24 protein-coding genes are annotated in these 25475 nt (G+C 64.8%); 17 read left to right on the top strand and 7 right to left on the bottom strand.

Translation table 11 applies throughout. From position 1 onward, the window contains the following. Nucleotides 1-111: 111 nt before the first annotated feature. Entirely contained in the window at nucleotides 112-786 is a 675-nt protein-coding gene (locus ACREBX_RS16640; RefSeq protein ID WP_431562853.1) for a helix-turn-helix domain-containing protein, read from the bottom strand. A 529-nt stretch (nucleotides 787-1315) separates the two neighbouring features. Here ACREBX_RS16640 and ACREBX_RS16635 point away from each other — a divergent pair. The 6 genes from ACREBX_RS16635 to ACREBX_RS16610 all read left to right on the top strand — a co-directional run bounded on the left by ACREBX_RS16635 (nucleotide 1316) and on the right by ACREBX_RS16610 (nucleotide 7717). After that, a complete protein-coding gene (locus ACREBX_RS16635) occupies nucleotides 1316-1840 on the top strand; it encodes a hypothetical protein (RefSeq protein ID WP_431562852.1) in 525 nt (174 codons plus the stop codon). 144 nt (nucleotides 1841-1984) lie between these two features. After that, complete coding sequence (locus tag ACREBX_RS16630; RefSeq protein WP_431562851.1) at nucleotides 1985-2740, top strand: hypothetical protein; 756 nt, start codon at nucleotides 1985-1987, stop codon at nucleotides 2738-2740. A 101-nt stretch (nucleotides 2741-2841) separates the two neighbouring features. Continuing rightward, nucleotides 2842-3645, top strand: coding sequence for a fimbrial biogenesis chaperone (locus ACREBX_RS16625; RefSeq protein ID WP_431562850.1), 804 nt, complete (start codon nucleotides 2842-2844; stop codon nucleotides 3643-3645). A 140-nt stretch (nucleotides 3646-3785) separates the two neighbouring features. Then, nucleotides 3786-6269 (top strand): hypothetical protein, encoded by a 2484-nt coding sequence (locus ACREBX_RS16620; RefSeq protein WP_431562849.1) that lies wholly within the window; start codon nucleotides 3786-3788, stop codon nucleotides 6267-6269. Nucleotides 6270-6277: 8 nt separating this feature from the next. Continuing rightward, entirely contained in the window at nucleotides 6278-7195 is a 918-nt protein-coding gene (locus tag ACREBX_RS16615; protein ID WP_431562848.1) for a hypothetical protein, read from the top strand. A gap of 108 nt (nucleotides 7196-7303) precedes the next feature. Continuing rightward, nucleotides 7304-7717 carry a hypothetical protein gene (locus ACREBX_RS16610; RefSeq protein ID WP_431562847.1) on the top strand — a complete coding sequence of 138 codons (414 nt, stop codon included), beginning with the start codon at nucleotides 7304-7306 and terminating at the stop codon, nucleotides 7715-7717. A 72-nt stretch (nucleotides 7718-7789) separates the two neighbouring features. Here ACREBX_RS16610 and ACREBX_RS16605 read toward each other — a convergent pair whose 3' ends face one another. Continuing rightward, complete coding sequence (locus tag ACREBX_RS16605) at nucleotides 7790-8452, bottom strand: helix-turn-helix domain-containing protein (protein WP_431562846.1); 663 nt, start codon at nucleotides 8450-8452, stop codon at nucleotides 7790-7792. 222 nt (nucleotides 8453-8674) lie between these two features. Here ACREBX_RS16605 and ACREBX_RS16600 point away from each other — a divergent pair, with 222 nt between their 5' ends. From ACREBX_RS16600 to tgt, 3 genes are all read left to right on the top strand, one after another. After that, nucleotides 8675-10861 (top strand): EAL domain-containing protein, encoded by a 2187-nt coding sequence (locus tag ACREBX_RS16600; RefSeq protein WP_431562845.1) that lies wholly within the window; start codon nucleotides 8675-8677, stop codon nucleotides 10859-10861. A gap of 61 nt (nucleotides 10862-10922) precedes the next feature. Continuing rightward, the gene (locus ACREBX_RS16595) at nucleotides 10923-11411 is read left to right on the top strand and encodes a hemerythrin domain-containing protein (RefSeq protein ID WP_431562844.1); all 489 of its coding nucleotides are present in this window, start codon (nucleotides 10923-10925) and stop codon (nucleotides 11409-11411) included. Nucleotides 11412-11600: 189 nt separating this feature from the next. Next, nucleotides 11601-12725, top strand: coding sequence for a tRNA guanosine(34) transglycosylase Tgt (tgt, locus tag ACREBX_RS16590; RefSeq protein ID WP_431562843.1), 1125 nt, complete (start codon nucleotides 11601-11603; stop codon nucleotides 12723-12725). 3 nt (nucleotides 12726-12728) lie between these two features. Here tgt and ACREBX_RS16585 read toward each other — a convergent pair whose 3' ends face one another. Then, nucleotides 12729-12899 (bottom strand): NepR family anti-sigma factor, encoded by a 171-nt coding sequence (locus ACREBX_RS16585; RefSeq protein WP_156377358.1) that lies wholly within the window; start codon nucleotides 12897-12899, stop codon nucleotides 12729-12731. A 210-nt stretch (nucleotides 12900-13109) separates the two neighbouring features. Here ACREBX_RS16585 and ACREBX_RS16580 point away from each other — a divergent pair, with 210 nt between their 5' ends. From ACREBX_RS16580 to xth, 7 genes are all read left to right on the top strand, one after another. Next, on the top strand, nucleotides 13110-13904 hold the full coding sequence (locus ACREBX_RS16580; RefSeq protein ID WP_431562842.1) for a response regulator: 795 nt from the start codon (nucleotides 13110-13112) through the stop codon (nucleotides 13902-13904). 64 nt (nucleotides 13905-13968) lie between these two features. Continuing rightward, nucleotides 13969-16674, top strand: coding sequence for a bifunctional [glutamine synthetase] adenylyltransferase/[glutamine synthetase]-adenylyl-L-tyrosine phosphorylase (locus ACREBX_RS16575; protein WP_431562841.1), 2706 nt, complete (start codon nucleotides 13969-13971; stop codon nucleotides 16672-16674). Next, entirely contained in the window at nucleotides 16671-17138 is a 468-nt protein-coding gene (locus ACREBX_RS16570) for a peroxiredoxin (RefSeq protein WP_431562840.1), read from the top strand. Before ACREBX_RS16575 ends, ACREBX_RS16570 begins: the two co-directional genes overlap by 4 nt. After that, the gene (locus ACREBX_RS16565) at nucleotides 17139-17930 is read left to right on the top strand and encodes a ferritin-like domain-containing protein (RefSeq protein ID WP_431562839.1); all 792 of its coding nucleotides are present in this window, start codon (nucleotides 17139-17141) and stop codon (nucleotides 17928-17930) included. A gap of 142 nt (nucleotides 17931-18072) precedes the next feature. After that, nucleotides 18073-18747 carry a M23 family metallopeptidase gene (locus ACREBX_RS16560; RefSeq protein ID WP_431562838.1) on the top strand — a complete coding sequence of 225 codons (675 nt, stop codon included), beginning with the start codon at nucleotides 18073-18075 and terminating at the stop codon, nucleotides 18745-18747. A 92-nt stretch (nucleotides 18748-18839) separates the two neighbouring features. Continuing rightward, nucleotides 18840-19181: an iron-sulfur cluster insertion protein ErpA gene (gene erpA, locus ACREBX_RS16555; protein WP_431562837.1), complete on the top strand. Its 342-nt coding sequence runs from the start codon at nucleotides 18840-18842 to the stop codon at nucleotides 19179-19181. Between the two features lie 39 nt (nucleotides 19182-19220). Next, nucleotides 19221-19991 carry an exodeoxyribonuclease III gene (gene xth, locus ACREBX_RS16550; protein WP_431562836.1) on the top strand — a complete coding sequence of 257 codons (771 nt, stop codon included), beginning with the start codon at nucleotides 19221-19223 and terminating at the stop codon, nucleotides 19989-19991. Here the strand turns inward: xth and ACREBX_RS16545 are convergent. The 4 genes from ACREBX_RS16545 to ACREBX_RS16530 form a co-directional block, all read right to left on the bottom strand. Further along, nucleotides 19988-21109: a DUF1501 domain-containing protein gene (locus ACREBX_RS16545; protein ID WP_431562835.1), complete on the bottom strand. Its 1122-nt coding sequence runs from the start codon at nucleotides 21107-21109 to the stop codon at nucleotides 19988-19990. The two genes, xth and ACREBX_RS16545, sit on opposite strands and share 4 nt — an antisense overlap. Before the next feature lie 3 nt (nucleotides 21110-21112). Then, nucleotides 21113-22543, bottom strand: a complete 1431-nt coding sequence (locus tag ACREBX_RS16540) for a DUF1800 domain-containing protein (protein WP_431562834.1) — start codon at nucleotides 22541-22543, stop codon at nucleotides 21113-21115. A gap of 108 nt (nucleotides 22544-22651) precedes the next feature. Further along, on the bottom strand, nucleotides 22652-22939 hold the full coding sequence (locus ACREBX_RS16535; protein ID WP_431562833.1) for a putative quinol monooxygenase: 288 nt from the start codon (nucleotides 22937-22939) through the stop codon (nucleotides 22652-22654). 8 nt (nucleotides 22940-22947) lie between these two features. Beyond that, complete coding sequence (locus ACREBX_RS16530) at nucleotides 22948-24117, bottom strand: N-acetyltransferase (protein ID WP_431562832.1); 1170 nt, start codon at nucleotides 24115-24117, stop codon at nucleotides 22948-22950. Between the two features lie 118 nt (nucleotides 24118-24235). Between ACREBX_RS16530 and ACREBX_RS16525 the strand changes: the two genes are divergently transcribed. Next, nucleotides 24236-25342 (top strand): fatty acid desaturase family protein, encoded by a 1107-nt coding sequence (locus ACREBX_RS16525; RefSeq protein WP_431562831.1) that lies wholly within the window; start codon nucleotides 24236-24238, stop codon nucleotides 25340-25342. The last annotated feature ends 133 nt before the right edge of the window (nucleotides 25343-25475 follow it).

Below are 25475 nucleotides of genomic sequence, written 5' to 3'. Positions count from 1 at the left end.
GAAAATGGTGGTTTTCCGTGACCCGGAGCGCAGCGTACATCTGGTACGTGAGCACCGGAAGCACGGGAAATTGCCATTTGCAGACCGCCATGGGCTGAATGTCGATTGGTCCTAATATTCGATCGTGATCCGGACCTTGGCCGGATCGACGCCCGCCAGCGCGGCGATTTCTTTCCGGCTCGCCCGAACCAGCGCATGCATTTGCTGTGCGTTTGCCGCGGGATCGGCATGCGCCGCCGAAGGGGCGCCGGCGAGCAGTTCGTGTTCCGAAATTCCGAAAGCCTCGGCGAGCGCGACCAGATTGCCGCGCCGCGGTACGGTCTTGCCGCTTTCCCACGCCCAGATGCTCGGCCTGCTGAACCCCGTGCGATCCGCAAGCGCCGCGCGGCTGAGGCCACGTTCCTTCCGGAGCCGGAGCAGGCGCTGGGCCAGCATTTCGTTGCCGTCCGGGACGCGCGCCGGATCGACGTCCCCTGGAAGTGGATTGCGCAGCTGCGCCGCGCTGAGCGCCGCGCGCGACAGCGGCCGATCGAAACGGCAACCCGCGAGCGCCTCGCTGCGCCAAACGATGGTGGCGGCACAATCGGGCGCCTCGGGCAAGGCCACCGTAAGCCGCTGACCGATGGCCAGATCGGATGCGGTTTCGATCAGCATGCCGGTCGCCGACAGGTTGTGGATCGCCACCGTCGTACCCTCGCTGCCATCGAGCGATCCGGACGCTTCAAACCGCATATGCATGCGCGGCGCCCCGCGCGTGCTTCCGTCGGTCTGTTGTTTTTCGATCATCGCATGAATGGGCATGGTTCAGCCCTATGCGCGGCGATCGGTTGTCGAGTGGTTAATGGGCGGCGCCGCATCGCGGGCACATGCTCCGCCGGATGTCCGGCAACAAGGTCCGTTCGCCGCTCTTGGGGCGAACTGTGCGCTGCTTGCGGCGGGTAAATCGGCAATCCGGCACGGATTTCCTCCGATTTTCACAATTCAAATCAACTTATAGCTAATTTTTCTGTTAAGATTTTAACGAAGGCTGTCCCGATTCTGAACGCCGATGGCGCGACCGGCCGCTTGACGTGTGCCGGATTAACCCTCGACAGGCGCAGGAAAGCGCCAATTTCCGTTGAACTTGAACGACATCGCACGCGCCCAATTTTGGCCGGGGCCAATTTGGGGGTGCGAAGCTGTCTTAATTTATGTACTAAGTTTTTATTAACAGACGGGTTGATGAGTCGGGTCGCGGCTCATCGGGCACGGGGGTGCCGAGGGTCATTCGCAAAGCGGAGCCCGAAACCGTCGGGGATTTTTGGGGGTTCGTGTCATGAGGTTCATGATTTTTGCGCTTGCCGCGGCGGCCTTTGCTGTGCCCGCGAACGCAGAAGAAATCCGGAACGTTAAATCGCTCGACATCGCGGTCAGCGGGGCGATCCGGCAGCATTGCGCGATGGGCAGCATCGCCAATATGGATTTCGGCAATCTGGAACGCCGCGGCCTGGGCATCGAAACGCGCGTTGCGCTCGATTGCAACGTCCCCTTCACGATGACCATCAAGGGCGCCCGCGGCGGCCTGACCCACACGACGATGCCGAACGGCCAAGGCCCGTACAGCGGCGTCCTGCCTTATAATCTCGCCGTCGAAATGCCCGTGCGATACCCGTCGCGGCAGACGGTGAGCCAATCCTTCAACAGCCACCAGCTTTTGGCCGGCGGCGTCATCTCCAGCAACGGCGGCATCGCGACGGACGGAATGGTCCTGGCGGTCGAGCTTGGTCAGCCTTCGGGCGAGGCCGGGCTGCTGGCTGGCGATTATTCGGAAACGATCACGATCACGGTCTCTCCGATCTAGAAATTCGCCTGCGGCCAGGTCGCGGGCGGAATTAAGCCGGAAGGGTAGGCACCGATGCCCTCCCGGTTCTCCGACCAGACGGTGCAAAGATCACGCCATCGCCCGGCTTTTTGGGCAGGGCGTTATAATAGAGGGAAGAAGATTATGAAGAAGTTCCTTAGCGGCACCGTCGCCGCCATCGCACTCATCGCCGTTGCAACGCCGGCTGCTGCTCAGACCAACGAGCGTCATTATGCTGGCGTCGTCGCAGGCATTCCTTACACCTCGACCAACCCGGGCGCTCTGGCGACCTTTGGTCTTGAGCTGGGCCTTCTGGCCGGCGTCGGCACGCGCTACCGTGCACAGGCTGATGCACCCAGCGACAGCGAAACCGCGACCCCGACCGTCAACGTCGTGTTCTCGCTGAGCGGCACCGTCAACCGTGACTGCTCGTTCTATGCCGGCAACAACTCGAACGCCCGCAACATCGACTTCGGCGTGATCGGCGTTCGCACCGGCAACAATGAAAACGTCAATTCGGCGTTCGAAATGGTCGGCCAGGCCGAAGCCAACATCGACACGCTGACCGCTGGTTGCAACACCAACAATGTCGTCGAAATCAACAAGAACGACATCCGCGGCCTCGTGAACGCCAACCCGGGCGGTTACGACACCGACGAGTTCCAGGCGAACATCCCGTACCAGGTGACCGCTTCGTGGACCGGCGTTGCGCTGAACGCGCAGACCACGGGTTCGTCGCAGTCGCTCGTCGTTCCGACGACCGGCAACGCCGGCCAGAAGCAGCAGGGTGCATGGCGTTCGCGCATGGACATCGACATCGTTGCTCCGGCCGTGACCAACAAGGGCCTGGTCGCTGGTTCGTACACCGGCACGACCACGCTGACGCTGCGCGCTCTCTAATCCCGCGCGGTAACGAATAGGGAAAGGGGAAAGAGCGATCTTTCCCCTTTCTTTATAAATAAGTGCGATTATGTCCGGCGAGGACAGGGGGGATGGGGAATATGTCAGCTTTTGCGACGGTGAAGCGTCATGCGCGCGCGCTTTTGGCTGCGCTCGCCGCTCTCGTGGTGCTGGTCAGCCCCGCCCTGGCGATGCGCGTCTCGCCGATGGTCGTCGAAATGGAATCGCGCGGCACCGGTGCGGTGGCGCGGATCGAGGTCCAGAATATCAATCCCGGCAATCTGGCGTTCCAGACCCGCGTTTTCCGGATGGAAATCGACAAGGACGGGAATATCGTCGAAACCCCCGCCGACCAGGATTTTCTGATTTTCCCGCCGCAAGGCGTTCTGCCCGCCAGCGGACGGCAGGTCGTCCGCCTGCAATGGGTGGGCGGCGGCGAATTGGCGGCATCGCAAGCCTATTATGTCTCGGTCGAGCAATTGCCGGTCGCCTTCGAACCCGGCTCCCCTGACGCGCTCGGCGCGCAGGTGCAGGTGCTTTACAATATGCGCGCGCTCGTCGTGGTGGCGCCTCCCGGCGCGAAGCCCGACGTCAAAGCGACGACGGTCAAGCAGCTCATGTATCAGCCGCCCGCGCCGCCGGGATCGAAAGAATTGCCGCCGATGCAGGACGGGGTCGAAATCACCCTGCGCAACGACGGCCGCCGCCACGCGATGATGTCCAACTTCGGCTGGCAGCTCGAAGGCACCGGCACCGACGGCAAATGGCTGCGCGTCGATGTCTCGCCCGAGGAACTCAATCGGGCGGTCGGCACCGGCTATGTGCCAGCCCAAGGCGAGCGTGTTTTCCGCGTCCCCGTTCCCGGCTTCGGCCCCGGACCGATCAAGCTGTCGTTCAAGCAGTGAGGATCGGCTTCGCTCTGAGTACGGTGGGGCTGTCGGCGCTGTGTGCGAGCACCGCGGTGGCGCAGGTATCGATTCCGCTGCCGCAAAACCAACGTCCGTCGCCGTCGGCTCAAGACCCCGGTGCCCCGATAACCATCCCGTTGCCCGGCACGCAGATCCCGCCGATCCCTACGCCGACGCCGGTGATGCCGCAGCTTCCGATCGGCGCGCATGGTCGCCCGGATATCAATCCTTACGATCGCGACATCGAAATGACGGTGCCGCTGACCTTCCAGAGCAGCAGCCTCGGCGATATTCCGATGCGGCTGACCGCGGACGACCGCTTCCTGCTCGACTCGGCGACCTTCGTGCGGCTGATGCAGCCGGTGCTGAACGAGGCAGCCCACGCCGATCTGGCGTCGCGTCTGGCGTCGCTACCCAATTTCGGCCCCGACGATCTCGCCAAGACGGGGGTTCAGCTGACCTACGACCCCAGCACCTTGGCGGTCGTCGTCGTCCAGGTGTCCGCCGAGCAGCGGGCGATCAAGGATATTTTTGCGCCGCCGCGCGAAGACGCCAACGATGTGACGATGCAGCCCGCAGGGTTTTCGGCCTATCTGAACCTCAGCGCCGTCCAGAGTTATATCTGGGAGGGCAATCAGGCCGATCCGCCGACGATCAACTTCGATGGCGCGGTGCGGCTCGGCAAGTTCGTGTTCGAAGGCGACGCGCAGGTCGGGCAGCAATTCGGGCTTGCCGGGGATTCGTACAAGTTCACGCGCAACTATGCGCGCCTCGTCTATGATCAGCCGGAGGCGTATCGGCGCTGGTTTCTCGGCGATCTCGACCCCGAAATTCGCGGCCAGCAATCCTTCGTCGAAATGGGCGGCGTCGGCGTGCTGCGCCAGCGGCGGCGCTTCAACAGCTTCCGCTCGGCGATCCTCCAGTCGAATCGCCAGCTCGTCCTGCAACGCGAATCGACCGTCCGTTTTTTGCGCAACGGGTCGCTCTATCGCGAAGTCCGGCTTCAGCCCGGCCGTTACGACTTCAGTTCGCTGCCGCTGATCGCGGGCAGCAACGACGTCGACATCCAGGTCACCGACAACAGCGGTGCGGTTCAGAATCTCTCCTATCAGCAATATCTCGACCCGATCGACCTCGATCCCGGCGATTATGAATATGGTGCCTTTTTCGGCCCGACCAGCAGCACGTTCGGCGGCGCACCCGATTATCGCGGTCCCGTCGCTTTCTCCGGCTTCTTCCGCAAGGCGTTCTTCAATCGCCCCGCGATCGGTGTGGGTTTGCAGGCCAGCAAGGATGTCCAGACGCTGACCGGGCAGACCCAGTTCGTCCTCCCGAACGGCGGCCGCCTGCTGCTCGATGCCGGCGGCAGCCACTCGAAAACCGCTGGCGAGGGTTTTGCCGGCGGCGTCAGCTATGAACATTTCATCGACCGTGAAGGGCTGTCCGACAGTTTCACGCTGCGCGCCGACTATCTGTCGCCCAGATTTGCGACGCTCGGCAATATCGACGGGGTCAACACCACGTCGGCGACGATAACGGGCCAATATTCGCGGCAGTTTACCATGCGCCTGACCACGACGGCGTCGGCGTCCTACCTCAAGGGCCGCGGCGCGCTCGGCGACAGTTATCGCGCCGGGGTCACCGGCTTTTATCGTGTCGACCGGCAATGGACGATCCGCGCCGGGGTCGACTACGCCAAATTTCCGTCGGCCTTCTCGCGCGGCAACGGGTTCAGCGTCAACGTCGGCGTCGTGTTCCAGCCCGACTATCGCCGCCGCGCCGAGGCGCGGTACGAAAGCCGCGACAATCTGGGCGAGCTTTCCTACAACCAGAGCGGCCTTAACCAGCTTAACAGCGTCGGTTTCGGCGGCGTCGTGACCCGCGACGACAACAGCGCGCGCGCGCTCGGTTATGCGACCTATTCGGCCAACCGCTTCGACGCATCGATCAGCCACGCGACCTTCGGGCCCAGCCTGTCCGACGTGGGAGAGCTCAACGCGACGACGGTCCGCGTCGGCACTTCGCTGGCCTTCGCCGACGGCAGCTTCGGCATCGGACGGCGGATCAACGATAGCTTCATGCTGCTCTCGCCGCACGAGAATCTGGGCAAGCGCAGCGTGGTTGCGGGCCAGTCGCTCGCCGAGAATAATTATATCAGCAAGAGCGGCGCGCTGGGGGCAGCGGTCAATAATTTCCTCGGCTCCTATGCCACTCAGTCGGTGCAATATGATGTCGAGGACCCGCCGACGGGCTACGACACCGGCTCCGGCGTGTTCCGCGTCCATCCGCCTTACAAGAGCGGCTATGCCGCGCGCATCGGCACCGATGCCTTTGCCAGCGTGATGGGCACGTTGATCCTTGCGCCCGAAAAGCCCGTGTCGCTCGTCGGCGGCCGCGTGACGCTGCTCGACGTCAAGGACGCCGAAAGCCCCAAGCCGATTCCGTTCTTCACCAATTCGGTCGGACGCTTCGCGATCACCAACTTGCTGCCGGGCCGCCGCTATCTGGTGGAAACCTATGGACCGAACGGCACGATCGACCGGAGTTTCGAATTCACAGTACCTGCGGACACCGATGGTCTATTGAACCTAGGCACCGTTCGCCCCGGTACGAAAAACTAGGAGGCATTATGCTGCGCCATACCCTGTTCCTCGCCGCGGCCTTCATCGCTGTGCCGCTTCACGCGCAGGCGCCGGCGCCGGGTGCCAACATCCGCGGCGCCGATTGCCTCATCCGCGCCAACGCGACACCGACAAGCTGGCTGATCCAGGGCTATGACCCGTTCGACAGCGCGATTCCCGAAGGAACGTTCGGGGTAACCTTCGTCAACGAAGGCACGGCGGAATGCCGCTTCACCCCGACGTTCGAACTGAGCCAGCCGCCCTTTGGCCTGTCGAAGGGCACGGGCAAGCCGATCGGCTATGCCTTGCTCAACCTGACCGACACGCAGGATGTGACACCGCGCGTCGGGCGGACGCAGCGGACGCCGTCGCAGCGGATGCTGACCCTCGGCGCCAATGCATCGCGGACATTGCTCTTCAAGCTGGTCGCCGATCCCGACGATGTGAAGGAGTCGGGCACCTTTACCCAGGACGTGACGCTCGAAGCGCAGGACGGCAATTTCCGTTCGCTCGGCGGCACGCGCATCGTCCTGGGCATCGATGTCCTGCCTTCGGCGCGGATCGGCCTGGCCGGTGCCTACACGATGAGCGACGGGCATGCGGTCGTCGACCTCGGCGAACTGCGGCCCGGCGTTGCGCCCGTGCCGCTCCAGCTTCGCGTCGCCAGCACGGGTTCCTATGATCTGAGCGTCACGTCGGTCAATTCGGGTCGCCTGCGCCTTGGTTCGAGCGAATGGTATGTGCCCTATAGCCTCGCGATCGGCGGAAATTCCGTCAATCTGACGGGCATCCGCACCATATCCGGGTCCACGAACGGCAACCTCCGCCGCGATGCGCTGCCGATCCAGTTCCTGATCGGCAATACGTCCGATCGACGCGCCGGGATTTACAGCGATGTCATCTCCATCGCGGTGACCGCGCGCTGACGCACCCGCTTCGGGCGCCTCCCGGCGCCGCGCCTTAACTGAATGTTAGATTTGCGAGCCTAAACAATCATCCAACAGCTTCGGCCTACAGGCGGAAAGGTTTGGCGGATGATTCAGAAATTCTCGCTCGGCGTTGCGAGCTTCGTGCTCGCTGCGGCGCCGACAACCGCCACGGCGGCCACGTTCGGCTTCAACCTCAGCCTGACGGTTCCCGTGCATTGTACGGTGCAACATCAGGCGACGGGATTCGGCGCAGTCAGCGGCAATGCCGTGTCGCTGGGCAGCTTCCGCGAATATTGCAACGCGCCGACGGGCTATGATCTGGTGATCAACTATGCGCCGGGTTCGCTGGAAGGCGCCCGGATTATCGCCGGAAATGACGAGATCATCCTCAACGGCTCGGGCCGTGCGGTGCTCAGCCGCGCGACCGGCCCGCGGGTCAGGGAACGGCCCATCGCGGCGGTTCCCGGTGAGCAGGGCTTCGATACCGATCGTTTCGAACTGACGATCACCCCCACCTGACGCCAGCCAAATTACGGCCAAGCACGCACCCTCCGGCGACGTCGGAGGGTTTTGTGTTGCGCGACTGGCGGATCACATCTCGATGGTGAACTTGATGTTGCTCGGGCTGACGCCGGCCGCCTTGGCGATTTGCGCCTTGGCCCTCTCGACCAGCTCGCTCAGATTTTCGGCGTCGTCAAAGCCGAGAAGTTCGGAGATTTCGACCCCGAGCGCGTCCGACAGAGCCTCCATGCGGCCGGCTTTGGGCCGGGCCTTGTCGAGTTCCCAGGCAGAAATCGAGGGTTCGCTGACCCCCAAATGGACGGCGAGCTGTCCCTGAGTCAGTTCCTTCGCCGTTCGCAGTCTCTGCAGGCGGACGCCGAAGCTTTCCGCGGCGGCGGGCCGGTCGTCGGGTGCGGGCGCATCCGGACCCACCACGCTTCGCAGCTGCGCGGCGCTGAGCGTTGCGGGCGAAATCGGCATTTCGAACTGGCATCCGGCGATACCGCCGCTGGTCCAGATCACGCGCGTCGCGGTTTTGCCGCTGTGCGGAAGATTGACCTCGACGATCTCGCCGATCTCGAGCGGCACTTTGCTTTCGACGAGCATGCCCGTCGCCGAAATATTGTGGACCAGCGCCTCGATTTCAGCACCCGCCGCCTTGGACCCGTGGAGCGGCAGCCGCAACTGGCGGCGCGATGCCCGGCCATTTCCGGCCGATCGCGGGGTGTTGTTGAGATAGACCGTCATCGCCATGCGCGCATCCATCACAAGCCCGATATTAACATTTGGCTTCGCCGAAAGGTTAATAGGGCAGGGTGCCCGAAAGTCACGGGGGCCGCCCTGCGCTGCGCGCGGGCGATGCCGGCAACGTCCTAAAATGGAACGGTTTCTGGAAAACCCTTAGATATTTACACTATCGCAATTCCTTGTCGGCATCGCGGGCGGAGTGTGGGGATCAGGTGAAGAGTTTGTTTGATGGACGGGCCATCGCGGATGGATTCCAGTGACCGGGGGAATGATGAAGCCGACGAAGGCCAGCGCGGCTTTTTCGGTTTGCTCGGCTCCCGTATCGGCAAGCAGCGCGGCGATACTGCGGCGAACCTGCACACCCATGGGGCGCTGCTGCTGCTCCAGAATTACGAGGAAAGCGGCCAAGGCTGGTTCTGGTCAACCGACGCCAAGGGGCGGTTGACCTATATCACCGATTCGGTGGCGCGATTGATGGGGCGAACGACCGGCACGTTGCTCGGCACCGCCCTCACCGACCTGTTCCTGCCCGTCGACAGCCACGGCGAGCGCCAACGCACCCTGCCTTTCCTGCTGACCAAACAATCGAAATTCGACAAGCTGCCGCTGCGCAGCGCATTCGAGGGCGACGACCGCTGGTGGGCGATTTCGGGCCGGCCGCAGTTCGATGGCGGCGGCAAGTTTACCGGCTATCGCGGCAGCGGGGCCGACGTGACCGCGCAGCGCCGCTCGGCCGAGGACGCGTCGCGGCTTGCGCTTTATGACTCGCTGACCGGGCTCGCCAACCGCTTCAACATTTCGAAAAAGCTCGACACGACGCTCGCGACCTTCGCGCAGCAGCAGCGATCGTGCGCGATCATGCTGCTCGACCTCGACCGCTTCAAGCAGGTCAATGACACACTCGGCCATCCGGCGGGCGATGCGCTGCTCAAACAGGTCGCCGAACGCCTGCTCAAGATCGTCGGCGACAAGGAGATGGTGAGCCGTCTCGGCGGCGACGAATTCCAGATCATCCTTCCCGACATCGAGGATCGCGGCAAGCTCGGCGACATGGCGGCCGACATCATCGCCAGCCTGTCGCAGCCCTATTCGGTCGAAGGCAGCCGCTGCATCATCGGCGCGTCGGTGGGCGTCGCGATCGCACCCTTCGACGGCCTGAGCAGCGACGATCTGGTCCGCAACGCCGATCTTGCGCTCTATGCGGCAAAGGGGAACGGCCGCGGGCGGTTCAGCTTTTATTCGAGCGACCTCCACACCGCGGCCGAGGATCGCCGCGCGCTCGAGGACGATCTGCGCGACGCGCTGGTGCGCGGCGAGATGACGCTGATTTATCAGCCGGTCGTCAATTCCAAATCGAACCTGGTGAGCGGGGTCGAGGCGCTGATCCGCTGGACCCACCCCGAACGCGGCGTGATCCCTCCCGCCGTGTTCATTCCGATCGCCGAGGAAGCCGGCCTGATCTGGAAAATCGGCGAATGGGTGCTGCGCACCGCGTGCGAAGATGCGGCGAGCTGGCCGGGCGACATGCGGGTGGCGGTCAACGTCTCGCCGATCCAGTTCGCGAATGAAGACTTGCCGAAAATTGTCGCCAAGGCGCTCGCGGCGACCGGCCTTGCGCCCGGCCGGCTGGAACTGGAAATCACCGAAAGCGTGTTCATGGGCGATACCGCGGAGACCGCGCGGATGTTCAAGGCGCTGAAGGAGCTGGGGGTTCGTCTGGCACTCGACGATTTCGGCACCGGTTATTCTTCGCTCGCCTATCTGCAATCCGCCCCGTTCGACAAGATCAAGATCGACCAGAGCTTTGTCCGCGATGCGACGATTCCGGGGTCGCGCAACGGCGCGATCATCGCCGCGATCGTCGCGCTCGCCGAGGCGCTCGAGATGGAAACAACCGCTGAAGGCATTGAATCGCTCGACCAGCTCGAACTCATCCGCAAGCTGAACGTCAGCCACGTCCAGGGCTATGTATATAGCAAAGGCGTGCCGCAGGCCGAGTTGCTGGAACATAGCGGGGGGGCATGGACGATCAAGCCGGCGGGGCCCGCGCGCCAGCGCAACGATCGCTTTTCGCTATTCCGCAAAGTCGGCGCGATCCACGACAATCACCGTTATGCCGTCGTGATCCGCAACCTGTCGGCCACCGGCGCCTTCATCGAGGGACTGCTCGATGTGCCCGTCGGCACGCGCTTCGTGATCGATTTCGGCGAAGGACAGCTTGTCACCGCGACCGTCCGCCGGTCGATGAAGCATCAGCAGGGCGTTGAATTCGAACAGACGATGGTCAGCGACGGCAATGGCGGACTCTGCACGCGCCACCGCGTTTCGCCTTATCTGATCGCCGCCGCGACCCAGTCGACTTCGGCGCTGGCGCTGCCGTCCTTCACGACGACGAGCGACTGGAAAGCGGCGTGAGGCCGGAACTCCGTCGGAGCTGACCCGTTCTCTCTCCGACCGCCAATGGACGGAGACGAACATGACCGAGACCAAAATCTTCGCGCGACTGAAGGCCGATCACGACCGGCACCGCGAACTGCTGGACCGTATCGATGAAACGCAGGGCGACAGCGACGAGCGCCGCTATCTGTTCGAGGCTTTCCGCGTCGAGGTGACGGCGCACGCCGCATCGGAGGAAATGTCGCTCTATGCGACGATGCTCGCGAACTCCGATTTGCGTGACGAGGCGCAACACAGCGTCGCCGAGCATAAGGAAATCGAGGATTTTCTGACCGAGCTTTACGAGATGGACTTTTCCTCGACCGGCTGGCTCACGCGCTTTCGCACGATGAAGGAACGCTACCTCCACCATATCGACGAGGAGGAGGAAGAGATGTTTCCGCAGGCCGAAAAGGGGCTGTCGGACGCGAAGAAACGCGAGCTGATCAAGATATTCGAAAAGGAAAAGCCGAAGGAAAAGGCGAAGGCGGCCGAGGAAGAACCGTCGAGCGAGCACGCGAAAGCATAGCCGCTTGATCCTCCCTGCGGCGAAGCCGTGGGGAGGGACTGTCGTCGAAGGCAATGGTGGAGGGGCGGCAACCTCATGCCCTTGGCCCCTCCGTCAGCGCTTCGCGCTACGACCTCCCCATCGCTGCGCGACAGGAAGGAGAACCTGGCGCCTCGACTTTTCGTACTCCCGCCGCCATAGGCGCGCGCCATGACCGATAGATTCGCCTTTTCGATCGCCGCGACCGACGGCGCCGCTCGCACGGGCGTGATCCGCATGCAGCGCGGCGACATTCGCACCCCGGCCTTCATGCCCGTTGGCACCGCGGCGACGGTGAAGGCGATGCGCCCCGCCGAGGTGCGCGCGACCGGCGCCGACATCATATTGGGCAACACCTATCACTTGATGCTGCGCCCGACCGCCGAGCGCATGGCGCGGCTGGGCGGCCTTCACAATTTCATGGGCTGGGACCGGCCGATCCTGACCGACAGCGGCGGCTATCAGGTGATGAGCCTGTCGGCGCTGACCAAGCAGAGCGAGGAGGGCGTCGCGTTCCAGAGCCACCTCGACGGCTCGCGCCACATGCTGACCCCCGAACGGTCGATGGAAATCCAGCGCCTTCTCGGCAGCGATATCGTGATGGCGTTCGACGAATGCCCGCCGAACGGCGTCGACGAAAAACGCGCCGAGGCGAGCATGGAGCGCTCGATGCGCTGGGCGGCGCGCAGCCGCGCGGGCTTCGACGCGGGCGAGGAACATGCGGCGCGTTCGGCGCTGTTCGGGATTCAGCAGGGTTCGCTCGACGAGAAACTGCGCGCGCGATCGGCGGCGGCGCTGACCGACGTCGGCTTCGACGGCTATGCGATCGGCGGCCTTGCGGTGGGCGAGGGGCAGGCGGCGATGTTCGGGGTGCTCGACTTTGCACCCGCGCAGCTTCCCGCCGACAAACCGCGTTATCTGATGGGGGTGGGCAAGCCCGACGATCTGGTCGGCGCGGTCGCGCGCGGGGTCGATATGTTCGATTGCGTGCTGCCGACGCGCTCGGGGCGTAACGGACAGGCATTCACCTGGGGCGGTCCGATCAACATCCGCAACGCGAAATTCGCCGAGGATCAGGCGCCGCTCGATTCAAGCTGTGGTTGCCCCGTCTGCACTACCTGGTCGCGCGCCTATCTGCATCACCTTGTCCGTTCGGGCGAGATGCTCGGCGCGATGCTGATGACGCAGCATAATCTGCATTTTTATCAGGATCTGATGCAGGGGATGCGCGACGCGATCGCCGCGGGCCGTTTCGCGTCGTTCCGACAAGATTTCGACGCGCGCTACCGGCGCTGAAAATCAGTCGAGTTTGCCGAGAAGATCGAGCAACGACTGGGGAATATCCTCGTCGACGGTCGATTCATAAGCGCGGCGCAAGGCGCCATTGACGTCCTGCCCCTTGGCGGAAGGTTTTTTATCCGCGTCCTTTCCAGAGGTCTCGCTGCGTGGCGAACCGGTTTTAGACGACATTATCGAAGCATCTGCTGGACATGGGGCCTTTTGCTAACCGCGCGTACACCAAAGCGCAATGGCGCGTTTGTTCCTTCGCGATGAAACTATTTTGCGGCTAAATCGTTCCCAAAGGTTGAAATATATAGGATGGTGACGGGGAGGCACGGGCGTTTGTCCCTTTTCCGGACGCGCCCGCCAAAATTCGTGCGACTATTCAGGAGGTAAAATATGTCATTGGGTCAGTCGGTTGGGCCGCATCTTCCCTATCTGCGGCGCTATGGCCGGTCCATTTCCGGGAGCCAGCAAAGCGGCGATGCGCTGGTCGCGCGGCTGCTCGAAACGCTCGTTGCGAATCCCGGCGCGGTCGATACCGGCAGCGATTTGCGGATCCAGCTTTACCGGATGGTTCATGACAATTTCGGTCTGATGACCGAACAGGCGGCCGCCAACGACGACGGCGCGCTGAGCGATATAGCGATTGCCGATGCCCGCCTGCGCCGCATTCCGTCGCTTGCGCGGCAGGCGCTACTGCTCACCGCGGTCGAGGGTTTCAGCTTCGAAGACACGGGCCGCATCGTCGGCCGCGATGCCGAGGCGGTGCGCGCGCTGATCGCCGACGCGACCGACGAGATCGACCGCCAGACGCGCGCGCGTATCCTGATCATCGAGGACGAACCGATCATCGCGATGGACATCGAAATGATCGTCCGCGAACTCGGTCACGACGTCGTCGGCGTCGCGACGACGCACCGCGAGGCGGTCGACGAAGCGCAAAAGCATCAGCCGGGCCTCGTGCTCGCCGACATCCAGCTTGCCGACAACAGCTCGGGGATCGAGGCGGTGCAGGAAATCCTGACTGACCTCAGGGTGCCGGTCATCTTCATCACCGCCTTCCCCGAACGGCTGCTGACCGGCGACCGGCCCGAACCGGCCTTCCTTCTCACCAAGCCGTATCAGCCCGCGACGCTGCGCGCGGCAATCTCGCAGGTGCTGTTCTTCGACGAATCGACGATTCCGGCCTGATCCGGAACGCCGCTTTTCTCCTCGCCCTTGTCACGCGCTGCGGCGCGGGTGATAGGGCGGGGCGATGACACTTGTGGACGCTTCCCGCCGCCAGTCGGCGCTCGACCGGCTTGGCGCGCACGCGCCCTTCCTCGCGCGCCTCGCCGAACTCAACCCCGACGACGTTGCGCGATACCTCGGCGATGGCACCGATGCCGCGCTGGCGGGCATCACCGCGCCGCCCGTCGGCGAAGACATCATGCGAACGCTCCGCCAATGGCGCGGCCGGATGGCGCTGCTGCTCGCGCTCGGCGACCTGTCGGGCGAGCATGATGTGAGGGCGACGACGCGGCTGCTGTCTGACTTTGCCGATCAGGCGTGCGATGCCGCACTCGCCGCCGCTTTCGCCGAACGCGTGCCGGACGAGAAACCGCGCGGACTGTCGGTAATCGCTCTCGGCAAGCTGGGCAGCCATGAGCTTAATTATTCGTCGGACATCGACCCGATCCTGATCTTCGACCCCGAAACTCTCCCGCGCCGATCGCGTGACGATCCGGGCGAGGCGGCGGTGCGGATCGCGCGGCGGATGACCGAAATATTGTCGGCGCGCACCGGCGACGGCCATGTGCTGCGCGTCGACCTCCGCCTGCGTCCGCACCCCGAGGTGACGCCGATCGTGCTGCCGGTGAACGCCGCGATCTCCTATTATGAATCCGAAGCGCTCGCATGGGAGCAGGCGGCTTTCATCCGCAGCCGCGCCTCGGCCGGTGACCGGGCGCTCGGTGAGCAGTTTCTGTCGGCGATCCAGCCCTTCATCTGGCGCCGCAGCCTCGATTTCCGCCAGCTCAAGGAAATCGGCGCGATGAGCGACCGCATCCGCGACCATTTCGCACAGGGACAGGCATTCGGCCTGGGTTTCGACCTGAAGCGCGGGCGCGGCGGCATCCGCGAGATCGAATTTTTCGCGCAGGTCCATCAGCTGATCTATGGCGGGCGCGATCCGTCGCTGCGCGTCCCCGCGACGGTCGATGCGCTCGCGGCGCTCGCCGCGGCGGGGCGGATCGAGCTGGACGATGCAACGCGGCTCTCCGGCCATTATGCGACGCTGCGCCGCATCGAACACCGGCTCCAGATGATCGAGGATCAGCAGACGCATTGCCTGCCGACGCAGGCGGCGGCGCTCGATTGCGTCGCGCGGCTCGACGGCGAGGCCGATGGTGCGGCGTTGCTCGCGATGCTCGAACCCGTCGTGACCGACGTCGGCAGCTGTTACGACCGGCTCGTCGCCGAACGCGCGGTGACGACCGGGCTGCCGCGCGACGAGGACAGCCTGGCGGCGCAATTGATCGCGGCGGGGTTCGATCCGCCGGGCGCAGCGCTGCGCACGATCGCCGAATGGCGCGGCGGCAAGCTGCGCGCGCTGCGCAGCCCTGCGGCGCTCGACGCGCTCGAGACGATGCTGCCCGAACTGGTCAAGGCATTAGGCGCGGCGCCCGATCCGCAAGCGACGCTGACGCGCTTCGACAAGCTCGTCGCGGGACTGCCGAGCGCGATCAATTTCTTCCACTTGCTCGCCGCGCAGCCGGCGTTGGCGCGGATCGCGACACGGATATTATCGCTCGCGCCGACGCTCGCCGATGCGCTCGGCACGCGCGTCGAGCTGATCGAGGGGCTGATCGACAGCCGCGCCTTCGATGCGCCCGCGAACAAGGAACAGCTGGCGGCCGAATGGGGACCGGGGCTTGCGACGCTCGACTATGAGCGGTTGCTCGACCGGGTGCGCGATCATGTCGGCGAACGGCGCTTTGCCTATGGCGTACAGCTTGTCGCCGGGTCGACCGATCCGCTGGTGATCGCATGCGGCTATTCCGAGCTTGCCGAGGCGGCGCTCGGGGTGCTCGCCGATGCAACGGTCGCCGAATTTGTCGCGGCGCACGGGCGCGTTCCCGACAGCGAACTGGTCGTGCTCGCGCTGGGCCGGCTCGGCGGTCGCGCGCTGACGCATGCGTCGGACCTTGACCTCATCTATCTCTTCACCGGCGACCATCTCGCCGAATCCGACGGTCCGCGCCCGCTTGGCGCGACGACCTATTACAACCGCCTCGCGCAGCGCGTGACGGGGGCGATGTCGGTGCCGACCGCGGCTGGCAAGCTTTACGATGTCGATACGCGGCTGAGGCCGCAGGGCGCGCAGGGCCCGCTCGTCGTCACGGTCGACAGCTTCGAACGCTACCAGCGCGAGGAAGCGTGGACGTGGGAGCATATGGCGCTGCTCCGCGCGCGGCCGGTTTATGGGTCGGATGCGGCGAAGGCCGAGGTCCAGCACATCATCGACGAACTGCTCGCGATCCCCCGTGATCCGGCGAAACTTGCGGCCGATGCGGCGGAGATGCGCGGCAAGATTGCGGCGCACAAGCCCGCAAATGGCGCGCTCGACATCAAGGGCGGACCGGGCGGGCTCGTCGATCTCGAATTCGCGATGCAGGTGACGCAGCTTGTCAGCGGGCAGTGCCACGATCCGAATATCTCGGCGGCGCTTGCGTGCCTGAAAGCGGCGGGGCTGGCGCCGCCCGAGGTGATCGACGCGCATGGCTTGCTCGCGCGAATGCTCGTGATGCTGCGGCTGACCGCGCCCGAGGGCGAGCCACCGACCGCGGCGGCGCGGCAGCTGGTGGCGAGCCAGTGCGGCGAGCCCGGCTGGCCGCAACTGCTTGCCGCGCACGATGCGGCGCGGCAGGAGATCGCGAACTGGTGGGCGACGATTCGCCCGGAACAGGAGAATGAAAAATGAGCGGTCCCCAAATTGGCGATGCCATTCCCGCAGTGAAGCTTCTCGACGCCGACGGTGCGACGATCGACCTCGCCGCGCTGAAAGGCGCGCCGCTGGTCGTCTATTTCTATCCCAAGGCCGACACGCCGGGCTGCACGACCGAAGCGCAGGATTTCACCCGCCTCGCGCCCGAATTCGCGCAACTGAACGCGCAGGTCCTCGCGGTCTCGCGCGATGCGCCAGCAAAGCTCTGCAAGTTCCGCGACAAATATGGGCTGACCGTCCGCCTTGCCTCGGACGAGGATGGCGCGGTGTGCGAGGCGTTCGGCACCTGGGTCGAAAAGCAGAATTACGGCCGCACCTATATGGGGATCGAGCGGTCGACCTTCCTGTTCGGCGCCGATGGCAAGCTCGCCAGGGAATGGCGCAAGGTGCGCGTGAAGGGTCATGCCGAGGCGGTGCTGGAGGCGGCAAAGGCGCTGTAAATGCCGACCCTGGGTGAAGCCGCGCGCGCGGTCCTGCTGACGCCGGACCCGCATGACAAGCGCCGCGCGGCGCGCAGCATGGCGCGCGCGTGGCGGCAGGGAAGGCTTGCGCATCGCTGCGACACGGCGATGCCCGACGAGCCGGCGTGGCCCGCGGCGCCCGAACTGCTCGCGCCGAACCGGATGCCGAGGCGCGGCAAGGGCGGATCGGAGCGGGGGCGTATCGCGCTGCTCCACGCGCTCGCGCACATCGAATTCGTCGCGATCGACCTCGCTGTCGACCTGATCGGTCGTTTCGGCGGCGAATTTCCGCGTGAATTCGTCGACGACTGGATCGGCGTTGCCGCTGACGAGGCGATGCATTTCGCCTTGCTCGACCGGCGCCTCCGCCAGCTCGGCAGCCATTATGGCGCGCTGCCGGCGCACGCCGGGCTGTGGGAGGCGGCGCAGGTCACCGCCGATGACGCGCTCGCGCGGCTCGCGATCGTGCCGATGGTGCTCGAAGCGCGCGGGCTCGATGTCACCCCGGCGACCATCGATCGCTTCCAAAGCGTCGGCGACGAGACATCGGCGAAGATTTTGTCGCGCATTTACAACGACGAAATCCGCCATGTGGGCGCGGGCACAGTCTGGTTCGGCTGGTTGTGCGACGAACGGGGATTCAATGCCGTTGAAACGTGGCACGCCCTCGTAAAATCGCGCTTTCGGGGCAGTTTGAAGCCTCCGTTCAACGACTCGGCGCGCCACGACGCCGGTCTAACGCAAGAATTCTACGCCGTTATTGCTTCATAAGGATTGGGGCAGCACACAGGCTTCGCGGGGGATGAGCAATCATCCAAACCAACAAACACCGGCACCAAGGCCCATTTCCGGACTTTGGCGACATGGCACACGCGGGGTCGTTATTTTGATAAACACTCTTCTGGCGCAGAAGTTGCACCAAGTCGCAATCCTCTGCGCGGCAGCATGTTTCGGACTGGCCACACCGGCCGTCCACGCTGCCGACACCAGTGCGGACGCTGGTATTGTCGCTCCCGATGAACCCGATGACGACAGCTTTACCGCTGGCGTACCCTCGGCCAGCGAAGACAGCGAAGCCCGTGCGATTTTCCAGGCGTGGAAGCGCCTCGACACCGGCCTGACTGCCTCGATCGGCGTTGCGGTGCCGTCGCGCCGCCCGATCGACCAGATGTCGCTGTCGTCGTCATACGGCATGCGCGTCCACCCGGTCACCGGCAAGGTCGCGCGCCATAACGGCATCGACATCCCGGCACCGCGCGGCACCCCGATTTATGCGACCGCCGACGGTATCGTCGGCCGCGCCCAGCGCCTTGGCGGTTACGGCAATTATGTCGAAGTCGAGCATGGCAACGCGATCCAGACGCGCTACGGCCATATGTCTTCCTATGTCGTCACCCCCGGCCAGTCGGTCAAAAAGGGCGACGTGCTCGGTTACGTCGGCTCGACCGGCCGTTCGACCGGCAACCACCTCCATTATGAAGTCCGCATCGAAGGCGCACCGGTCAATCCGATGCCGTTCGTTCGGTCGGACCAGATGGCGATCGCCGCCATCACCGGCAAGAATGTCGCGATGGGCGGTCCCGAATAACGAGCTTTCCTGGGTCGGAGAGGAGGGGCGCCAGGCGGGTCAACCGTCGAGGCGCCCTTTTTATTTGTGCATAAGGCTCCTATCTAACGATCATGGCCACGCAGCTTTCCGAAATCACCCTGTCGCCCGCCGCCGCGGCGCGCGTCCGCTGGATCGCCGAACGCAAGGGCGGGACCGACCCCGCGCTCCGCCTCGCGGTCGATGGCGGCGGCTGTTCGGGCTTCACCTATCGCTTCGGCCTCGCCGAAGGAATCGATGCCGATGACATCGTCACCGAAACCGACGGGGTGAAGCTGGTGGTCGATCCGGTCAGCATCGACCTGGTGCGCGGCTGCATCGTCGATTTCGTCGATTCGCTCGGCGGCTCGTCGTTCAAGGTCGAAAACCCCAACGCGGCCTCGGGCTGCGGGTGCGGATCGAGCTTCTCGATCTGACGTCTTTCGCAGCGGCGTGCTTGCTGGCATAGCAAGCCGATGAAAATCGCAACCTTCAATATCAACGGGATCAAGGCCCGCCTTCCGCGCCTCGTCGAATGGCTCGAGGAAACGCAGCCCGATGTCGCCTGCCTGCAGGAACTGAAATCGAGCGACGAAACCATGCCGACCAAGGAGATCGAGGCGGCGGGCTACGGTTTCCTCTATCATGGCCAAAAGGGCTTCAACGGCGTCGCGATCCTTGCGAAGGGGACGCAGCCGGTCGAAACGCAGCGCGGGCTGGCGGGCGAGGCCGAGGATGAGCAGTCGCGCTATCTGGAGGCCGAGGTCCACGGCGTCCGCGTCGCGTCGATCTACCTCCCCAACGGCAATCCGCAGCCCGGGCCGAAATTCGATTACAAGCTGCGCTGGATGGCGCGGCTGCGCGAGCGCGCGAAATTCCTCCTCGCCTCCGAAATCCCGACGATCCTGACCGGCGATTATAACGTCATTCCGCACGATGACGATGTATGGGACCCGCGCGCGATGTCGACCGACGCGCTGATGCAGCCCGAATCGCGCGACGCCTGGTTCCGCCTGCTCGGCGACGGCTGGACCGACGCGATCCGCAGCCGCCATCCCGCGGGCGGCATCTGGACATTCTGGGACTATCAGGCGGGCGGGTGGCAGCGGGACCATGGATTTCGCATCGATCACCTGCTGCTCAGCCCGGCGCTCGCCGACCGGCTGGTCGACGCGGGTGTCGACAAGGATCATCGTGGACGCGAAAAGGCGAGCGACCACGCGCCGACCTGGGCTATTCTCGACTAGGCGTCGGGATAGAGCGTCGTCATCACGCGCTTCGGGTCGAGCGCATAATGATGCGCGACCGCGCCTGCGATCACGCTTTCAAGGCTGCGCGTCGGTTTGAGGTCGCGGCCTTCGTAACGCGCGGCATTGCCGAGCCCCGGCCAGTCGGCCGACACTTTGCCGCCTTCGTTCAATCCGCCACCGAGCAGCATCGCGGTCGATGCGGTGCCATGATCGGTGCCGCCGGTGCCGTTGACCTCGACCGTGCGGCCGAATTCGGTCGCGACGATAACCAGCGTGTCGTTCCATGCCGGGCCGAGTCCGGTTTGCAATGCGCCGACCATCTGGTCGAGCCCGCGCAACTGCGCCGCGAGCCGCCCGCGCTGGCCGCTGTGCGTGTCCCATCCGCCGGTTTCGACCATCATCACGCGCGCGCCATCGGCGGGCAGCATCAGCGATGCCGCGAGCTTGCCGAGGTCGGCGCCGTTGCGGCCGTTGTTGCCGCCGATGTCGCTGGCGAGTTCCTGCGTCTTGACCGCGCTGTCCCAAAGCGGATGGAGCAGCGGATCGTCGGCGTAGAGCGCCGTGATCCGTGCGATCAGATCGCTGTCGGCTTGGGGGAGGCGGCTTGGCGCATAGGTTCCGACCTGCACCGTCCCGCGCAGCGCGAGCGGCACCGCGGGGGCGATGGCTATGGCATCGCGCTCGGCGGCGGGGAGTAGGGTAAGCAATCGCCCGACCCAGCCGGTGTCGCGGCCATAGGGGCGCGACCCGCCGCCCTCGAGCATATTCTGGCCGTCAAAATGCGAGCGGTCGCGATAGGCGGTGGCGACGGCGTGCGCGAAATGCGCCTGCTTGCCCGTATAAAGGCCGGCGGTACTGGTCAGCGCCGGATGCAGCGTGAACATGCCGTCGAGCTTCGCACCGCCTGCGGTTTCGTCGGCCATCGCGCGGCGCGCGGCGGCGAAGGCGGGGTCGCCGGTCGGTGCGACGGTCGCGAGACCGTCGGCGGCGCCGCGCTGGATGATGAAGACGAGGCGCTTGGGCGTGCCCGCCGCAGCATAGGCGAAATTCGGCATCGCGCCTGCGGCGGCAACGCCGAGGCCGGACAGGATGATGGATCGGCGTGAGAGGATCATCGTCTATCTCCGCAGAAAGGCCGGGGTCGCGAATAGCATCGCAAGCCCCTGGCCTGGGCTGTCGGCGCGCCCGATCGCCTGGGTCGTTTCAGGGGTAAGAGCGTCGGCGAGGACGAGCGGCGCAAGCTGGCGCGCGTCGGCGCGGTCGCCGATCCGCCCGGCGATACGGCTCGCGAGTTCGACGCGCTGCATCAGCGCCGCCGATCCCGCCCAGGTCGCGACCTTGTCGTCATAGCCCGCGGGCGATCCGGGGCGCCACACCGGCTGACCGAGCTGGGTGAACATCGCGGCGATATTCTGCCGCTCGCCGAATGCGGGCACCTTCAGCGCGCGCAGCATCGACACCGTCCAGTCCCATGGCGACTTGAACATCGCGGGGCTGTCGGCCCATGGCTCGGGCGACGCAACGAGGGTGCGATAGAGCGAGGGGAGGTCGCCGCCTGTCTTGAGGAAGTCATCCGCGAGCCGGTCGACGAGCGCGGGGGACGGCGTATCGCCGGTGAAGTGCCGCGCGAGCTTGGTGGCGACATGCTTTGCAGTGGCCGGATGAACCGCGAGGTCGCGCAGCACCGCTTCGCCCTGTTTTGCGCCGACCTGATCATAGCGTTTGCCGAGGATCGTCTGCGCGCCGGGTTCGTGGAGCGGCTGGATAAACACCGTCGCGCCGGGCAGCGCATCGGCGGGCATCAGCCGCTGGCCGGCACCGCGACCGAGGCCCGCCACGGTGAGCCCGGTGAGGGCCTTGGCAAAGGAGGTGACATCGGCCTGCGTATAGCCGGTTCGCACGCCGAGCGTGTGGAGCTCCATGATCTCGCGCGCCAGATTTTCGTTCAGCCCCGGCGCCTTGCCTTTGCCGCGATTGCGGACGCGCGTTGCGAAAGGACTGTCGGGGCCAAAGCTTTGCGCCTGATCGAGATAGAGCAGCATCGCGGGGTGGCGGACCGCGGCGATCAGCAGGTCGGAAAATTTGCCCATGATATGCGGGCGGATCGCCTCATTTTCATAATTGCCGGCAAAACCGATCACGGTCTGCTTGTCGGCCGACACCGCGAAATGATTGGCCCAGAAATGGACGAGGCGTTCGGCGAAAGGAGTTAGCGTCGCGACCGCGGCGGACAGGCGCGCGGCCGTGGCATCGACATAATGCCGCCGGATTGCCGAACGCGACAGCCGCCGCATTTCGGGCTCCATCGCCTTTTCCTCGTCGCTCATCGCGGGATCGGCGGCTTCGCGGCGCATCGCGCGCCGCTCTTCCTGATATTCGACATAGGCGGCGGCGATCGCCTCGCGCCCAGCGAGTCCCGCCAGCGCGGCGGGGGCGGGCTCATAATCGCCGAGCTGCCGTGTCAGCCAGCCCCTCGGGTCGGCGATCGCCGGATCGTCAAACCGGCGGCCGAGGCCGAAGCGACTGGCGGCAAGATACTGGACTGCCATGACAATGCCTTTCCGTGCCCCGAACGCACGATGGCCGCCATTTGTCGCAAAGCTGTCCCAGCGTGCCTGCAGGGCGTCTTGCTGCGGTTCAGCGATCTGTCTGGTCCATCACGCGACCCTGTCCATCAGGATGACGGTTCCTTCCTGCCGCTGATGCGCGTTGATCAGCGGCACCAGCCGGGTGAAATGCCCGGATGCGCAGTGGAAATCGAGCGCCGCCCGATTGGGCCACTCCTCGATGAAGATGAAGTGGCCGGGGTCTTTCTGATCTTCGAACAGGTCATAGGCGATGCACAGCGGCTCCGCCCGCGTCGCCTCGACCAGCTGGCGATAGAGCGGCCGGACGATCTCGACGGCTTCGGGTTTGATGAAATCCTGTGCGATGACCTTGAGCATGGGGCGCCTCACGTCAGCGGTTTGTCGTAAATCTGATACACGCGGTTGACCGTCGCATTGATCGCCTCGGCGACCGCCTTCATGCCCTGGTTGTCGTCGAGCACCCAGCCGATGTCGCCGTGCGTCGTGCCATAGTCGCGCACCGCGTCGCGGCGGATGAACTCGATCATCATGAAGGCGAGCTGGCTCGCCATGCGGCTGTTCTGCAGCTTTTTGGCGACGCCCATCAGCGGCACGCGCAGGATGCGGCTTTTCGGCTTGCGCAGCCACCACAGAAGGCGCGCCCAGTTGAAGGGGAGCAACGACCCCTCCATGTCGACCAGCAGTTCGTTGATGTTCGGCAGCACGATGATGAAAGCGACCGGCTCGCCGTCGACTTCGGCGACGCGGATCAAATCCTCGAAGACGATGTCCTTCAGCTTCTTGCCGACATAAGCGATCTCGCTGTCGGTCAGCGGGACAAAGCCCCAATTGTCCGACCAGGCATCGTTGAGCAGCCCCATTATCAGCGCCGCCTCGGCGGCGAAGCGGCGCTTTTCGACCTTGCGGATACGGATGCGCGCATTCTTCTCGCCCGCTGCGACGATGCGGTTGACGATCGGCGGAAATCCGTCGTCGATCGCGACGTCGTAATTCAGCAGCTGCTTCACCGGCCGATAGCCTGCGCCCTCGACCCAGCCGCGATAGAGCGGGCTATTGTGCCCCATCATCACCGTTGGCTTGATGTCGAATCCGTCGATCAACAGGCCGGGCTCGTCCCAGATCGAAATCGACAGCGGGCCGAGCGAGCGGTGCATGCCTTGCGCGCGCAGCCAGTCCTCGGCGGCGGCGAGCAATGCCTGCGCGCTTACCTCATCCTCGGCTTCGAGCAGGCCCCAATTGCCGGTGCCCGGCCCCATCCCCTGTTCGGCGGGCTGCGCGAGCGCGAGGGTGTCGATATGCGCCGAGATACGGCCGATCGTCCGTCCATTGCGCCGCGCGAGGAAGAACTGCGCCTTGCCATGCTCGAACCACGGATTCTTGCCCGGGGTCAGCAGGCCGTAAACCTCACCCTTCAGCGGCGGCACCCACGCGGGATCGCCGCGATTGAGGCGAAAGGCGAGCTCGACGAATTCGCGCAGATCGCCCTTGGTCTTGACCGGGTGGATAGTGACCGGGCCGCCCGAATGTCCGCTCATACTGGTTTCCTGAATTGCCTGACCTATATGTTTGGCGACGCATTACGGCATAGAAATGGCGCTGGCGACCCGCATTCGGCCATTTTGCTGCCACGAAATAATGGTGAAGACACCCGCTATGACGACGATCAATCCCCCCGCCGATCGGATCGCGACCCCGTTCGCGCCGTCGGCAACGAAAACGCCCAAATCCGCAATCGCGGACGATATGGCGATGATTCGCGCCGCTTCGGAGCTGACGCGCGATCTCGTGCAACCGAGCGCGCGCATCTATTGGACCGATATGCTGGCCTCGGCCTTCATCGGCTATGCCGGCATCGCGGCGGCGATCCTGGCGCCCTCGACCGCGTGGATGCTGGTCGCCGCGGTGATCTCGGTCGTCGCGCTCTATCGTGCGGGCAGCTTCATCCACGAGCTCACCCATATCCGCAAAAATTCGCTGCCGGGCTTTCGTCTCGCGTGGAACATCCTCGTCGGCGTGCCGATGCTGATCCCGTCCTTCATGTATGAAGGCATCCACAGCCTGCACCACAACCGCACCAAATATGGCACGGTCGAGGATCCCGAATATCTGCCGCTGGCGCTGATGAAGCCGTGGACGGTGCCTTTGTTCGTCGTGGCCGCGGCGTTCGCGCCGATTGCGCTGCTGTTCCGCTATGCGGTGCTTACCCCGCTGTCGTTCCTGATCCCGCCGCTGCGCCGGATCGTCGTCGAACGCTATTCGGGCATGATCATCAACCCGCTGTTCCGCCGCAAGCCCCCCGAGGGCGAGTTCCGCCGCCAATGGGCGTGGCAGGAAGGCGGCGCGTGGGCGTGGTCGAGCTTGCTGATCGCCGCGGGCCTCTTCGGCTGGGTGCCGCTGCGCGCGCTTCTCATCTTCGGCGCGATTGCGGCGGCGACGCTGGTGCTCAACCAGATCCGTACTTTGGTCGCGCATCTTTGGGAAAATGACGGCGCGGTACTGACCGTGACCGGCCAGTTCCTCGACAGCGTCAACGTCCCGCCGCCGGGCCTGCTGCCCGAACTCTGGGCGCCGGTGGGGCTGCGCTATCACGCGCTGCACCACCTGCTGCCGGGCGTTCCCTATCACGCGCTCGCCGAGGCGCATCGCCGCCTGAAGGACGTGCTGCCCGCGGACTCGCAATATCATGGCGCGAATTACGACAGCCTGCCGAAGCTGGTGATGAACCTCGTTGCGGGGTCGGCGCGGGGTGCTGCGGCCTGATTAACTTATGCCGGCGGGTGTCCGCTTTGGGGTGGGGAGCGGCCGTAAGAGTGGGTGCGCGGGTATCCCCTCCCGCAAGCGGGAGGGGCAGCGAGGCTTGCCAGCTTGCTGGCTAGCCGCAGCGGGGTGGGCC

The organism is Sphingopyxis sp. (genome assembly GCF_050725655.1).
Taxonomy (GTDB): domain Bacteria; phylum Pseudomonadota; class Alphaproteobacteria; order Sphingomonadales; family Sphingomonadaceae; genus Sphingopyxis.
The sequence above is the reverse complement of the archived record's forward strand: the minus strand, read 5'-3'. Positions and strand labels throughout refer to the sequence as shown.

Excerpts from the sequence above, each read along its gene's own strand:
- ACREBX_RS16575 (WP_431562841.1), top strand. The coding sequence starts at position 13,969 with ATGACACTTGTGGACGCTTCCCGCCGCCAGTCGGCGCTCGACCGGCTT.
- ACREBX_RS16630 (WP_431562851.1), top strand. The coding sequence starts at position 1,985 with ATGAAGAAGTTCCTTAGCGGCACCGTCGCCGCCATCGCACTCATCGCC.
- ACREBX_RS16585 (WP_156377358.1), bottom strand. The coding sequence starts at position 12,899 with ATGTCGTCTAAAACCGGTTCGCCACGCAGCGAGACCTCTGGAAAGGAC.
- ACREBX_RS16570 (WP_431562840.1), top strand. The coding sequence starts at position 16,671 with ATGAGCGGTCCCCAAATTGGCGATGCCATTCCCGCAGTGAAGCTTCTC.
- ACREBX_RS16530 (WP_431562832.1), bottom strand. The coding sequence starts at position 24,117 with ATGAGCGGACATTCGGGCGGCCCGGTCACTATCCACCCGGTCAAGACC.
- ACREBX_RS16540 (WP_431562834.1), bottom strand. The coding sequence starts at position 22,543 with ATGGCAGTCCAGTATCTTGCCGCCAGTCGCTTCGGCCTCGGCCGCCGG.
- ACREBX_RS16580 (WP_431562842.1), top strand. The coding sequence starts at position 13,110 with ATGTCATTGGGTCAGTCGGTTGGGCCGCATCTTCCCTATCTGCGGCGC.
- ACREBX_RS16640 (WP_431562853.1), bottom strand. The coding sequence starts at position 786 with ATGATCGAAAAACAACAGACCGACGGAAGCACGCGCGGGGCGCCGCGC.
- ACREBX_RS16600 (WP_431562845.1), top strand. The coding sequence starts at position 8,675 with ATGGACGGGCCATCGCGGATGGATTCCAGTGACCGGGGGAATGATGAA.
- ACREBX_RS16565 (WP_431562839.1), top strand. The coding sequence starts at position 17,139 with ATGCCGACCCTGGGTGAAGCCGCGCGCGCGGTCCTGCTGACGCCGGAC.
- ACREBX_RS16525 (WP_431562831.1), top strand. The coding sequence starts at position 24,236 with ATGACGACGATCAATCCCCCCGCCGATCGGATCGCGACCCCGTTCGCG.
- ACREBX_RS16595 (WP_431562844.1), top strand. The coding sequence starts at position 10,923 with ATGACCGAGACCAAAATCTTCGCGCGACTGAAGGCCGATCACGACCGG.
- ACREBX_RS16635 (WP_431562852.1), top strand. The coding sequence starts at position 1,316 with ATGAGGTTCATGATTTTTGCGCTTGCCGCGGCGGCCTTTGCTGTGCCC.
- ACREBX_RS16615 (WP_431562848.1), top strand. The coding sequence starts at position 6,278 with ATGCTGCGCCATACCCTGTTCCTCGCCGCGGCCTTCATCGCTGTGCCG.
- xth (WP_431562836.1), top strand. The coding sequence starts at position 19,221 with ATGAAAATCGCAACCTTCAATATCAACGGGATCAAGGCCCGCCTTCCG.
- tgt (WP_431562843.1), top strand. The coding sequence starts at position 11,601 with ATGACCGATAGATTCGCCTTTTCGATCGCCGCGACCGACGGCGCCGCT.
- ACREBX_RS16625 (WP_431562850.1), top strand. The coding sequence starts at position 2,842 with ATGTCAGCTTTTGCGACGGTGAAGCGTCATGCGCGCGCGCTTTTGGCT.
- ACREBX_RS16545 (WP_431562835.1), bottom strand. The coding sequence starts at position 21,109 with ATGATCCTCTCACGCCGATCCATCATCCTGTCCGGCCTCGGCGTTGCC.
- ACREBX_RS16610 (WP_431562847.1), top strand. The coding sequence starts at position 7,304 with ATGATTCAGAAATTCTCGCTCGGCGTTGCGAGCTTCGTGCTCGCTGCG.
- ACREBX_RS16535 (WP_431562833.1), bottom strand. The coding sequence starts at position 22,939 with ATGCTCAAGGTCATCGCACAGGATTTCATCAAACCCGAAGCCGTCGAG.
- ACREBX_RS16605 (WP_431562846.1), bottom strand. The coding sequence starts at position 8,452 with ATGGCGATGACGGTCTATCTCAACAACACCCCGCGATCGGCCGGAAAT.
- erpA (WP_431562837.1), top strand. The coding sequence starts at position 18,840 with ATGGCCACGCAGCTTTCCGAAATCACCCTGTCGCCCGCCGCCGCGGCG.